The sequence below is a fragment of the Mesorhizobium sp. M8A.F.Ca.ET.202.01.1.1 genome (assembly GCF_004791595.1).
GTDB lineage: Bacteria > Pseudomonadota > Alphaproteobacteria > Rhizobiales > Rhizobiaceae > Mesorhizobium.
In genome coordinates this window covers 287523-299971 of the sequence record NZ_SRUN01000003.1, presented here as the reverse complement: position 1 = coordinate 299971, position 12449 = coordinate 287523, and the positions used below count along the sequence as shown (strand labels likewise).

13 protein-coding genes are annotated in these 12449 nt (G+C 63.4%); 6 read left to right on the top strand and 7 right to left on the bottom strand.

Going from position 1 to position 12449, the window contains the following annotated elements; all coding sequences use genetic code 11:
* Window positions 1-21: 21 nt before the first annotated feature.
* Window positions 22-1701 (bottom strand): amidohydrolase, encoded by a 1680-nt coding sequence (locus tag EN845_RS09410; protein ID WP_127869863.1) that lies wholly within the window; start codon window positions 1699-1701, stop codon window positions 22-24.
* Window positions 1702-1962: 261 nt separating this feature from the next.
* Here EN845_RS09410 and EN845_RS09405 point away from each other — a divergent pair, with 261 nt between their 5' ends.
* The 4 genes from EN845_RS09405 to EN845_RS09390 all read left to right on the top strand — a co-directional run bounded on the left by EN845_RS09405 (window position 1963) and on the right by EN845_RS09390 (window position 5619).
* Complete coding sequence (locus EN845_RS09405) at window positions 1963-2616, top strand: TetR/AcrR family transcriptional regulator (RefSeq protein ID WP_127869864.1); 654 nt, start codon at window positions 1963-1965, stop codon at window positions 2614-2616.
* A gap of 23 nt (window positions 2617-2639) precedes the next feature.
* Window positions 2640-3671 (top strand): histone deacetylase family protein, encoded by a 1032-nt coding sequence (locus tag EN845_RS09400; protein WP_127869865.1) that lies wholly within the window; start codon window positions 2640-2642, stop codon window positions 3669-3671.
* Window positions 3672-4141: 470 nt separating this feature from the next.
* The gene (locus tag EN845_RS09395; protein WP_127275704.1) at window positions 4142-4852 is read left to right on the top strand and encodes a helix-turn-helix transcriptional regulator; all 711 of its coding nucleotides are present in this window, start codon (window positions 4142-4144) and stop codon (window positions 4850-4852) included.
* A complete protein-coding gene (locus EN845_RS09390) occupies window positions 4849-5619 on the top strand; it encodes a helix-turn-helix transcriptional regulator (RefSeq protein ID WP_127275705.1) in 771 nt (256 codons plus the stop codon). Before EN845_RS09395 ends, EN845_RS09390 begins: the two co-directional genes overlap by 4 nt.
* Here the strand turns inward: EN845_RS09390 and EN845_RS09385 are convergent.
* Genes EN845_RS09385 through motA form a run of 6 tightly spaced genes read right to left on the bottom strand, consistent with a single transcriptional unit; the run spans window position 5609 to window position 10442 of the window.
* Window positions 5609-6043: a hypothetical protein gene (locus EN845_RS09385; protein WP_127275706.1), complete on the bottom strand. Its 435-nt coding sequence runs from the start codon at window positions 6041-6043 to the stop codon at window positions 5609-5611. The two genes, EN845_RS09390 and EN845_RS09385, sit on opposite strands and share 11 nt — an antisense overlap.
* A complete protein-coding gene (flhB, locus tag EN845_RS09380; RefSeq protein WP_127275707.1) occupies window positions 6040-7122 on the bottom strand; it encodes a flagellar biosynthesis protein FlhB in 1083 nt (360 codons plus the stop codon). Before flhB ends, EN845_RS09385 begins: the two co-directional genes overlap by 4 nt.
* 3 nt (window positions 7123-7125) lie before the next feature.
* Window positions 7126-8139 (bottom strand): flagellar motor switch protein FliG, encoded by a 1014-nt coding sequence (locus tag EN845_RS09375; RefSeq protein ID WP_127869866.1) that lies wholly within the window; start codon window positions 8137-8139, stop codon window positions 7126-7128.
* 43 nt (window positions 8140-8182) lie between these two features.
* Complete coding sequence (fliN, locus tag EN845_RS09370) at window positions 8183-8569, bottom strand: flagellar motor switch protein FliN (protein ID WP_127275709.1); 387 nt, start codon at window positions 8567-8569, stop codon at window positions 8183-8185.
* Window positions 8570-8586: 17 nt separating this feature from the next.
* Window positions 8587-9534 carry a FliM/FliN family flagellar motor switch protein gene (locus EN845_RS09365; protein ID WP_127869867.1) on the bottom strand — a complete coding sequence of 316 codons (948 nt, stop codon included), beginning with the start codon at window positions 9532-9534 and terminating at the stop codon, window positions 8587-8589.
* 32 nt (window positions 9535-9566) lie between these two features.
* Complete coding sequence (gene motA / locus EN845_RS09360) at window positions 9567-10442, bottom strand: flagellar motor stator protein MotA (RefSeq protein ID WP_127869868.1); 876 nt, start codon at window positions 10440-10442, stop codon at window positions 9567-9569.
* A gap of 157 nt (window positions 10443-10599) precedes the next feature.
* Here motA and EN845_RS09355 point away from each other — a divergent pair, with 157 nt between their 5' ends.
* Window positions 10600-11721, top strand: coding sequence for a DUF1217 domain-containing protein (locus EN845_RS09355; protein ID WP_127275711.1), 1122 nt, complete (start codon window positions 10600-10602; stop codon window positions 11719-11721).
* A gap of 2 nt (window positions 11722-11723) precedes the next feature.
* Entirely contained in the window at window positions 11724-12449 is a 726-nt protein-coding gene (gene flgF / locus EN845_RS09350) for a flagellar basal-body rod protein FlgF (protein ID WP_127869869.1), read from the top strand.

The following is a 12449-nucleotide window of genomic DNA, read 5'->3' as shown; positions in this document are numbered from 1 at the left end:
ACAGCAAGCCTCATGCCATTGTCAGGCCTGATAGGTGATCTTGCCGCCGCAGATCGTCGTCACCGGCCGCAGCTTGTGCAGATCGGCCGGCGCCGTCTTCTCGATATCGGCCGACAGCACCACCAGATCCGCCATGTAGCCTGATTTCAGCATGCCCTTGCGATGCTCGGCGAATTCCGCGTAGGCGCCCTCGACCGTGTAGGCGGCGATCGATTCATGCAGCGAGAAGCTCTGGTCGGGATCGTTTTCTGCCCACGGTTTGCGCAGCGCTGCCGCCTTGATGCCCAGGATCGGATCGATCGGCGATACCGGCCAGTCCGACGCGAACACGACATGGGCGCCGGCATCCTTCAACGTCCGCCAGGCATAGCTGAGCGGCCAGCGGGCCGGCCCGATGCGCGATACGGTCGGCTCCAGCGGGAAATCCATGGCGCCGGGCGGATGCGGCGGCTGCATGGAAGCGATGACGCCGAGTTCGGCAAAACGCGGCACGTCCGCGGCGGTGGTGACCTCGATATGTTCGACGCGATGCCGGCTGTCACGCTTGCCATTGGCCTTCTGCGCCGCCTCGTAGCCGTCGAGCACGGCGCGCACCGCGCCGTCACCGATCGAGTGCACCGCGATCTGCAGCCCGCGCCTGTCGATGGCGACTGCCAGATCGATGAACTGCTGCGGCGTGAACAATGGCTCGCCGACCCAGTCGGGCCGATCGGCATAAGGCTCGATCATGACCGCCGTCCAGGAATCGAGCACTCCGTCGTAGAACACCTTGACCATGCCCGATGACAGCCACTCGCTGTCGTAGCGTTCGGCCATGACGGAGGCCTTGCCGAGCATGTCGAGCGTCATGAAATTCTTGTAGTGGAAAGGCATCCGCACGCGGCATGGCAGGCCTTCCTCGGCCTCGATCTCGGCCAGCAGTTCGAGCTGGTAGAGGTTGCCGTCCATGTTCTGGATCGAGGTGATGCCGTGGCGCGCGCACCAGGCAAGCCCGCGCCGCATGATGTCGCGGTCGAAAGCCCGTTCTTCCGCCGACGGCATCGGGTCGGGCTCGCCGCCAGTCGCCAGGCCCAGCCGCACGCGGCCTTCGCCGGCAAGGTCGAGAACCGGGCCGAAGGCCTCGCCTTCGCGCAATTCGCCCGCTGCCAGGCCATCGTCGCCCATGACGATCTCATTGCCCGGCCCAAGCGTGCGCCCATTGAGGATGCCGGCCAGTTCAAGCGCCTTGGTGTTGGCCCACATCGTATGGTGGTCGGGGGCGGCCATGACGAAAGGCCGGTCCGGCAGGATCGCATCGAGATGGTGACGCGTCACCCGCTCGTCGTCGAGCACGGTGTAGTCGACGCTCTGGCCAACCAGCATCCGCGCGTCGGGGTGCGTCGCTGCATAGTCGCGGATCGCCTTCTGCAGCGCCTCGAACCCATGCACGCCAGCCAGTTGCAGATGGGCGAGCTCGGCGGCGCCGGAAAACAGATGCATGTGGGCTTCGATGAAGCCGGGCAGGACTGATCCGCCAAGCGCATCGATGACCTTGGTAGCCGGTCCCTTGAACTCTTCGATAGAGGTGCTGCTGCCGATGGCGATGATGGCGCCGTCCTTGACGGCAACGGCTTCGGCGGCGGGATTGTCATTGTCCATGGTCAGCACACGACCGTTGAGGACAATCAGATCCGCACTATGACCCGCACCCGTGACCGACATCGCGACTCCGCGCTTTTGACGACTGACTGAGACCGGCAAAGCTCGTGCCCAACGACCCGCCACACCACGGAGCGTGGGCTATCGGACAACGAATGATGCCGGCGCGCTGTCTTCGAGATTCCCCTTGTTATCCCGAGAGACAGTGTGGATAAAAGAATGCGACTGATTATTCGCGTTTGTCAACATGCCGGATTTAGAATGTATTGTGGACAGCACGCTCCGCCTGTGTTGGGACCAGGCGGGGAACGAGGGCATCAAGCAGTGAAGCGCAGTCTCGACCGCAAAACCAGGATAGCGCTTGAACCGCGCAAGCAGCCGCGGCAACAACGGTCCAGCAAGGTGGTCGACAGGATTCTCGACGCCGCGCTGATCCTGACGCGGGAGCAAGGAACCAAGACGCCGACGACGCTCGCCATCGCGCAGCGCGCCGGCCTGTCGGTCGGTTCGGTCTACCAGTACTTTCCCAACAAGGAAGCCATTCTTCTGGACCTCGCCAGGCGCTGGCTGTCATCCTTTCCCGAAGTGATCGCGCGGCGCATCAAGGTCGCCCCGCCGACCAACCGGGAAGAGTTTCGGCGTGAAGTGCGCAAGCTCTTCATCGACACCTCGAAGCTCTACCTCGAAAACGCCACCCTGATGCCGGTGATCGAGGCCATTTCGGGCAATGCCGACCTGCGGCCGATCCAGAACGAATATGACGACCAGATCATCGCCCTCTATGCCGCATGGCTCCAGCATGTGAATCCGGCGCTCGAAGGCAAGATCGCCAGCCGGCTCGGCGTTGTGATGATGGAGGTCGGGCATGCCTGCCGGCTCGTGGGGCTGAAGAAGGACCGCAGGACATTCGACCTCATCGAGGACGATGTCGAAACCATGTGGCTCGCTCTGCTGAGCCCCTATCTCAATCTTGGCTGATTTTGTACTTCGAGAGGAATTTCATGAAGACTGTCTATTCGCCGCTTCACGCCGGCCATGCCGGCCAGATGGAACTGGTTACTTCAGCCATCGTGCCCGGCTTCGAGAAGCCCTCGCGGGCGGAGTTCATCAAGGCGCGGGTCGAAAGCGAGAAGCTCGGCGCGATCATCGCACCGGTCGAGCACGACCTTGCCGCGGCCAAGCGCGTCCACAGGTCAGACTATATCGACTTCCTGCCGACCGTCTGGCCGCAATGGATCGCCGAGGGCCACACGGGTACGGCGATGCCCTTCACCTGGCCGACGCGCGGCCTGCGTGGCGACGTGCCGCCCAAGCGCATCGACGCCCTGCTCGGCTATTATTCCTTCGACGGCGGCGCCACCTTCGTCGAGGGCACCTGGGCCGCGATCAAATCATCCTATGACGTGGCGCGGACCGCCGCCGGCCTGGTCAAGGACGGCGAGAGAGCGGCCTTTGCGCTCTGCCGACCGCCCGGCCACCATGCCGGGGCCGGCTTCATGGGCGGCTACTGCTACATCAACAACGCGGCGGTCGCCGCGCAATGGTTCCGCGACCAGGGCGCCAAACGCGTCTCGATCCTCGACGTCGACTATCACCACGGCAACGGGACGCAGGAGATCTTCTATGACCGCGCCGACGTGCAGGTGATCAACCTGCACGGCGATCCGATGGTCGAGTACCCGTTCTTCCTCGGCCATGCCGACGAGCGTGGCGCCGGCGCCGGCGAAGGCTTCAATATCAACTATCCCATGCCGTTCGGCACCGGCTGGGACGCCTGGAACGTCTCACTGGAAGACGCCTGCGCCAGGCTCGCCGCCTACGCGCCCGACATCGTCGTCGTCTCGCTCGGCGTCGACACTTTCGAGAAGGACCCGATCAGCCAGTTCAAGCTGAAGACATCAGACTATCCCAAGATCGGCCGGCGCATCGCCAAGCTCGGCCTGCCGACGCTGTTCGTCCAGGAAGGCGGCTATGCCGTCGAGGAGATCGGCATCAATGCCGTCGGCGTGCTGACCGGCTTCGAGGACCGGTAGATCGTCGTCCAGGGAACGCAGCCGGCTGCGCGGAAGACGGACAAAGGAAGGGTGGCGTCAGCCGCCCTTTTTTGCATCCACCGGCACCCCATGAGGCCATCGCAAACGCCATGGCCGGCCCGTGCGGCTCGACGTTCCCGCCATGGAAAGGCACGGAAACCGGCCGCTGAGTCGCAGGCAGAGTCCCCCAGATTCGATTTTGTCAAATCGCGTTTGATGTCAGATTCATCTGCGGGTAGATTAGACCCGAATCAGCCGGTCCTCGGGGGGCGCGGCGACCACCCAAAGTCTCACGTTCCGGATTTTTCCGGCGCCAGACGCGGACGTCTTCGCGTTCCCTGAATGGATTCCGTCTGGTTGGGCGCGGCCCCGCGCCTCGTGTGTGTCTCGTAAAAGTAACGCGTTTTCGAGTTCGGCGGCTGGCTCTCCAGCAACCGGACATCAGAACCGATTCCGGCCAAAAGCAGCAGATGAGCAGTCCCGCCGCGCCTCTTCAATCCGACACATTAGGCTCGCGCCTGACGTCGCGCGGTGATCTCACCAGCTTCTTCATGGAACTGACCGCCGAGATCGGCGCCGACAGCTACATGCTGGTCGCCATCGTCCATGACCAGGACCGCAACGATGCGCGTATCGTCTCCTCGAACTGGATCTTCGACGTCATCGAGCTGATCGGCAAGCGGCTGATCGCCGGCCTTGCCCAGGGACCGCTCACCACGGCACCCGGTATCCGTCCGACACCGCTGGTGGCGGCCCAGGCGCCGGAGGCCGACGGGCTGGTCTCGGGCGAAGAAGCCCGGCTCCTCGACGTGCTCGGCCATGCCGAGATCTATTCACTGCGGCTGAATGTCGGCCGTCAGCGCCTGTTCGCCTTGTTCTCGGCGGCGGCCGCCGGCCGGATCGACCAGCCGGCGCTGATGAGGGCGCAGCTGAAATGCTGCTACGCGCTCTCGCATATTCCGCAGTTGATCGCCGCCGCCGCCATGCAGGATCCGCTGTCGGACCGCGAGCGCGAATGCCTGTTCTGGGTTTCGGAAGGCAAGACCACCGACGAGGTGGCGGTCATCCTTGGCGTCTCCTCCAACACTGTCAACAGCTACATCACCCACGCCATCCAGAAATTCGCGGCCTCGAACCGTGCGATGGCCATCGCCACGGCGATCAGGAGTGGCATCATTTGAAACACGCCGACATCAAGGACGCCGCGGAAGCCCTTTTCAACGAGCAGCGCAGCCCTTTCGGCGCCTTCTCGCTTGGCTCCGAAACGCATCACGCCGTCACCATTCCCGATGCGGTGCGCCGCTGCCGCTGGATATCAGTCGACATCAACGCCTCGGCCTTCGGCCTGTTCTTCGTCAGCCCGTCGCCCGAGCGCGCCCGGCTGGTCCCGTGCTTTGATTCCGATTATCCCGGCACCGCGGTGGCGACGAAGTTCATTTCGGGCGCCAATGGCGAGGAGATCGTGCGCCATAGCCGGATTTCGACCGAGCCGCGCTGGTGGACGGATGATGGCGTGGCGGCCATGGCCGGCATGTTCGGCAGTCTCGCCTGGACCGGACAGATGGCGCCGCTGACACCCGGATCGAGCGGCATTGCCTTTCCCGTCCATGCCGATCGCGGCCAATGCGGGCTCGTCGTCTTCCTGGGATCGGAGATCGCGCTGCCGCAGGATGCACTCTACGAAATCCACGCTCGCTGCTTCTCGCTGTTCGCCGCCGTCGCGCGCATGCGTCCGGGCGATGCCGGAAGAATGCGCTCGATCTCCAAGCGCGAGCTCGAATGCCTGAAGCTGACCGCCAACGGCAACACCAGCGAGGAGATCGCGCGGCTGCTGAAACTATCGGTGCATACCGCCAACCAATACCTCACCCAGTCGACCCAGAAGCTCAATGCCGTCAACCGCAACCAGGCGGTCGCCAAGGCGCTGCGGCTGGGGCTTATCGAGTAAGAGCTTCGACCTTGCGGATGCGGGCCTGTTCAATCACAGCCTCCAGCAGCGCCGTATTATGCTGGGGGTCTTCGCCCGGTTTTTCAAACGACACGTAGTTGACCACGACCGTGTTGCCGGTCTCGCTCAGCGTCAGCTGGAAATAGACGGTCACGCCGGGTGGCCTGAGCTCCAGGTCGAGCACGATGCGCGGGCTGCCGCTCCAGTCGACATGCGCTTCGCCGCCATGGCCGAGCCTCAGCGTACCCGGCATGAAGAACAGCTCCGCCGCTGAATCGACCAGATCCGACAGGCAGGCGAAATGCTCCAGCCGGATGAAGGCGATATAGTCGGCGACGTCGATCAGTCTGAGTTCCACCACCACCTGTTCGATGGCGCTGGCGACGATGATCTCGCGGGATTTTGCGTGCGGTTGGCGGTTCATGAAATCTGTCTGCGCTCAGCCTTTTTCGAGTAGACGATCCGCACCAGTTCGGCGACGGCCTGGTAGAATTGCGACGGGATCACATTATCGACCGAAACTTGCTTGTACATGGAGCGGGCGAGCGCCACGTCCTCGAAGATCGGGATGTTATGTTCCTTGGCGATTTCGCGAATTTTGAGCGCCACGAGATCCTGCCCCTTCGCCACCACCAGCGGCGCCGAATCCTCGTCGCGCACATATTTCAGCGCGATCGAGAAGTGGGTCGGGTTGGCGATGACAAGCGTCGCGCGCGGCACTGCCGTCATCATCCGCTTGCGCGCCCGGTCGCGGGCCAATGAACGCAGCCGCGACTTGACGATCGGGTCGCCCTCTGACTGCTTGAACTCGTCCTTGACCTCCTGCTTGCTCATGCGCAGGTCCTGCCTCCAGTGGAAGCGCGACCAGACGATGTCGACCGCCGCGATCAGTCCCATGACGAAGACGATCGCCACCAGTATGTCGACGGCGATGCCGCGGATGACGAGGCCGAAAGCGACCGGATTGGTGATCATCCCGGCAAGCAGCTTGCGGTGATCCTCCGACAGCGTGAAGGCGAGCACGGCGATGGCAAAACCGACTTTTGCAAGGGACTTCAGGAATTCGACCCAGCCCTGGGCGCCGAACATCCGGTTCCAGCCCTTGACGATCGAGATGCGTGACATCTGCGGCCTGATCCGCTCACCGACGAATTGCGGGATGTTCTGCAGCACCGAGGCGCCGATGCCGGCAACGGTCAGCAGCACCAGCAGGCTGAGCACGGCGCGGCCGACTTCCAGCATCACGATCTTGTAGAGGTCGATGACATCGGTCTCGGTGTCCATCGGCCAGGCCTCGGGCTTCTCGAGAAACATCGACAGGAACATGCCGAGCTCGACGATGGCGTCCTTGGCATAGAAGACGGTAAACACCAGTATGGCGACAAAGGAGGCCAGGATCGCGGTTTCCCTCGAATGGGGCAACTTGCCCTGTTCGATGGTGTCGCGGATCTTCTTTTCCGTCGCCTCTTCGGTTTTCGAATCCTTGTCGACGGCGTCGGACATGCCTTAGGCGGCGTTCTGCGTCGAGGGAAGTTCGAATGCGCCTTCGCGCGACAGCCGGATGGTGGTGGTCACGATCGTCTTGCGTGCCGCCATGATGTCGGCGGCGGGGACACCCTCCGACCCTTGCCCGAGTTCGGCCTCGATCATGCGCCGGGAGCGGGCGCCGATCGCCAACAGCACCGCTTCGGCCAGTGCCGCCGACGTGCCGCGCAGCGCCAGCGTGACAAGCTCGGTCGACAGCCCGTCGAACAAAAGCACGCGCGCCTTCTGGGTGAGCAGCGGCAGGTCGTCGAAAGCGAACAGCCGGGCCCGAACACCGTCGAGGTCGGGCGTGCCGGCGGCTTCGAGATCCTGCATGACCTCGTCGAGCAGGGGCTTTTCCAACTCGTTGAGCACGCTGGCGACGCGCGCCTGCCCGGCCGACGTGTCCTTGGTCGAGGTGTCCGACAGCACGCTGGCGCGCAGCCTGTTCTCGACGATCCTGGTGGCGGCGGCCGGAACGTTGGCCATCGTCACCATGCGCTTGATGATTTCGCCGCGCATTGGCTTCGTCAGCGTCAAAAGCACGCTCGCCGCCGCCTGCGGCGCCAGTTTCGACAGCACCATGGCCGCCGTCTGCGGATGTTCGCCCGCGAGGAAGGCGCCGAGCCGCGCGGGCTCGAGCTTTTCGAGATCGGGCCAGATCGGCGGCGGCCCTTCGGGCGCAGCCTCCGGTTTCTTGTTGCCCATGATGGCGCTCATCTCTTCGGGCGAGAGCGACTCGTTGAGGATGGTGTCCATCCTGTCGGCGGAATCGAGCAGGCCCGCGCCTTCGGTGAATTCGGCCTCGAATTCGGCAACGATACGCTCGAGATCGCTCTGTGGAATGGTCCTGAGCAGCCGGGCGCCCTCGATCAGCGCCTTCAGCTCTTCCTGCTTGAAGAATTTCAGCAGGCGGCTGGCGGACGGTTTGCCCATCGCCACCAGTATGGCGGCCGCCTTCTGTGCGCGTGTCAGGGTCGTCAGCGGCGTTGTCATGCCTTTCGCCTCCGCTGCCATCGGCAAGCCCTGCCAGCCATGTCTAGGCGCCCTTCGTGCCGGCGATGATTTCGGTCAGCCTGATGCCGAAGCGCGAAGGGTCGCTTTCGAGCACGGTGATCTCGCCGCGCGCTATCTTGCGGCCATTCACCACGACATCGACCGGTTCGCCGATGCGGCGGTTGAGCGCGACCGTCGAACCCTTCTGCAGCGCCATCAGATCGGCAACCGCCATCTCGGTGCTGCCGAGGATGATCTGGACATCGACGGGGATATTCATGATGACGCTGGAATTGGCCGATGCCGCGGCCCTGGCTGCCATCTCGGGGCGCTGCTCTTCCTCATGCAGGACCCCGCGCAATTCCTCGATGGCGCGATCGAGCTGCTCGTCCGGCTGGTCGAGCTCTGGTTCTACCTTGGTCTTGGCCATGCGTCGTCTCCAAAAGCTCAGGCGCGCCCGGCACCGGCCGGCATGAGCCCATCGATGAAGTCCTGCCCGGCATCGAAAGGATGCCTGATTCGGACGGTGTAATTCTGCCCCAGTTTGCCGAACTCGCATACGAACAGCGTCTGGCCGCGCGCGCCGAGGCGAGCCCGTGATTGCGCCGTCTCATCGAAATCGATGACCTGGCCCACTTCGAGATTGGCGAGGTCCCCAAGCGTCAGCCGTGTCAGCGGCATGGTGGCTTCGAGCGCCACGGTCGAGCGCATCACCTCTTCCGAAAAGCGAGCCCGCCAGCTGGTGACGTGATCGTCCTCGCTGACGCCGGCCGTACCATCGCGGCCGGCCAGCACGATACGCTGCGGCATCATCACCGTGATCGAGCCGGTGTCGACCGGCGTCGAGATGCCGAGGATGATGCGGATCGCGGCGCCGTCGCGCAACACGTGTCGCCTGGCCTCGAGGCCCGACATTGCGCGCGGCGCGGGCAGCCGCAGTTCGAGCGAGCGCTGCCCCGATCCGTTCAGCGCCTGCGCAACCTCCTGGAACACCATGGACGAGACATCGGCTTCGATCTGCGACAGGTCGCGCTCGATCGGCGACACCGGCATGTCCGGGTCGCCGCCGAACAGCGTCGAGACGATGATCGCGATCGCGGCAGCGTCGATGACGAGGGTCATCGCATCGGAGGATGCCGGTGAGCCGACAACGGTCATGGCGAACGTCTCGCCGGCGCGCGAACGCGCCTCGGGGACACGACTGATTTCCACGGTCCTGAGGTCGACGCTCACGGGAGTTCCAAGCTCGCTCGAGAGCGCCTTCTGCAGCAGCGGTACTGCCCGTTCGGCCATGGCGCGGCCGGCGTCGATGACCTGGTCGGCCTCGCCGCTGTCGCCGACCAGGCGCTCGATGATCAACGAACGCGCTTGCGAGGGGCTGCCCGGACTCGTCATGACAGTTTTGGCACCGATCTGTCGCGCATCGCTCAGGCGGCCTTCTTCTCGGCGCTGGCGGTGTTCATCGTGCTCTGCTCGACGGCGTCGATGGTCGGCCGCTCATAGGAGGAGATGGTCTTGCGGCCGAACTCGATCGCCACCTGCGGCAGCGCGCCGTTCATGTAGGCGAGCAGCGTCTGCTTGACGATGATGTAGAGGCGGTTCTTCTTCTCGCGCACCGTCTTGATCTTGGTGGCGACAGGCCCGACCACCGCATAGGACAGGAAGATGCCGAGGAAGGTGCCGACCAGCGCGGCGCCGATCAGGCCGCCGAGGATTTCCGGCGACTGGTCGAGCGCACCCATCGCCTTGACCACGCCGAGCACGGCGGCGACGATGCCGAGTGCCGGCAGGCCGTCGCCGACCGCGACCAGCGCGTGATAGGCCTTCATCTTGTCGGACTTGATGGTCTGGATTTCCTCGTCCATCAGCGCCTCGATCTCGTGCGAGCGGGCATTGCCGATGATGATGATGCGGCAGTAGTCGCAGATGAAATTCATCAGGTCGTGATTCTTGAGCACGGTCGGAAAGGCCTGGAAGATCGCCGACTCCTCCGGATTGTCGATATGCGCCTCGACCTCGCTGCGCGACTTGGAGCGCAGCTCGCGCATCAGGCTGTGCAGCACGCCAAGCGTTTCCAGATAGTCCTGCTCCTTAGGCACAGCCTGCTTGAAAGCTTCGAGAATGCCCTTGCCGGTATCCTTGACCGTCTTCATCGGATTGGCGACCAGGAAGGTGCCGAGCGCGGCGCCGCAGATGACCACGGCTTCCCATGGCTGCACCAGCACGTGCAGATGCCCGCCCATGGCCATGAAGCCGCCAAGGACGCAGCCGAGCGTCACCACAAGTCCAATCAGAATGCCCACGACCGGTCCTTCCGCATTTCACGTCGGACAAGGGATAGCCCCCGTGCCTTGTGTGAGGCTTGAATCGGAGCCGCCATGGGGCCGAATGTTGGCGATTCAGTTTCGCGCAAGGAAGTGCGCTTATTGTGCTGGCATAGCTTCGGCCGGAGGCGCGTCCTTGCTCAGTACCTATACCAGCTACCAGTTGATCACCAAAGACATCAACAAGTCGATCGACCGTATCGAGCAACAGCCGACGGTCGATCGCGATACCAAATATTATCTCGCCAACATCACCAAGGTGAAATCGATCGACGATTTCGTCAACAACGACCGCTTGTTCAAATATGCCATGAAGGCCTACGGGCTGGGGGACATGGACTACGCCAAGGCGTTCATGGTCAAGGCGCTCAAGGAAGGCGTTTCCAACCCCAACAGTTTCGCCAACAAGCTCACCGACAAGCGCTACGCCGCGTTCGTCACCGCCTTCAACTTCGCCGCCAACGGTGCCGATGCGACCATCTACAACAAGGCGCAGCAGCTGGTGGCGAAGAACTACGCCACGCAGGCGCAAATCGCCGGCCTCGATCCGAATTCCGCCTATGTGAAGGGCGAGACGACCTACTATCTTGCCAACATCACCAAGGTGAAGTCGGTCGACGATCTGATGTCGAACAGCCGGCTCTACACCTACGCGCTGGCGGCGTACGGCCTCGATTCGGCGACGGAGAACAAGGACCTTATCAAGCAGGTCCTGCAGGGTGGCGTGCGCGACCCCAACAGTGTCGCCAACAAGCAGACGAACCCGGCTTACGCGGGACTGGCCACGGCCCTCAACTTCGAACAATACGGCGAAAATGCCACCACCATCAATCCGGCGCAGCAGCCGACCGTCGACAAATACATGCGCCAGACGCTGGAAGAGGATGCCGGCCAAACCAATGAGGGCGTGCGGCTGGCGCTCTATTTCAACCGCAAGGCGCCCGACATCACCAGTTGGTACGACGTGTTGGCCGACACCGCGCTGGCCAGCGTGGTGCGCACCGCGCTGGGGCTGCCTGATTCCTTCGCCACCGCCGACATCGACAAGCAGGCGCAACTGTTCGAGCAGAAGCTCGACATCTCGGATTTCACGGATCCCGTGAAACTGAACAAGTTCCTGACCCGCTTCACCAGCATGTACGAGATCAACAACCCGACCTCGACGGCCGTGACATCGATCAGCGTGCTCTTCGCCAAACCGGTCACATCGGGCATCTCCACCGACCTGATGATGGCCATGCAGAAACTGAAGTTCTGATCATGCGAGACAGTCTTTACGTCGCCCTCTCCGCGCAGATGGCCCTCGAGCGGCGGCTCGATACGATCGCCGACAATGTCGCCAACGCCAGCACCGTCGGCTTTCGCGCCACCGGCGTGAAATTCGAGGATGTGGTGTCGGGTGCAGGGCAGAAGTCGGTATCGTTCGCTTCCTCCGGCAAGACCTATCTGTCGGGGGCTCACGGCGCCATGACAGAAACCGGCAACCCATTCGATTTCGCCATCCAGGGCGACGCCTGGTTCGCCATCGACACGCCGGCCGGCACCGTCATGACTCGCGACGGCCGCTTCTCCATGAACGAGAATGGCGAGCTGATGTCGGTCGAGGGCCACCCGGTGCTCGACGCCGGCGGCGCGCCGATCCAGCTCGATCCCCGCAACGGCCCGCCCAAGGCGGGCGCCGACGGCTCGCTGCGCCAGAACGAACAGCTCGTCGGCTCGATCGGCCTCTACAATTTCGACCCGGGCGAGAATTTCGTGCGCTACGGCAATTCCGGCATTGTGCCCGCACGCACGCCCGAACCGGTCACCGACCGTTCCGATGTCGGCATAGCGCAAGGTTTCGTCGAGGAATCCAACGTCAATCCGGTGCTGGAAATGACCCGGCTGATCATGGTCCAGCGCGCCTTCGAGAACACCGCCGCGATGATGCGGCAGACCGATTCCTCCACCGATGAGGCGATAAAGACGCTCGGCTCGAAGTCGTAG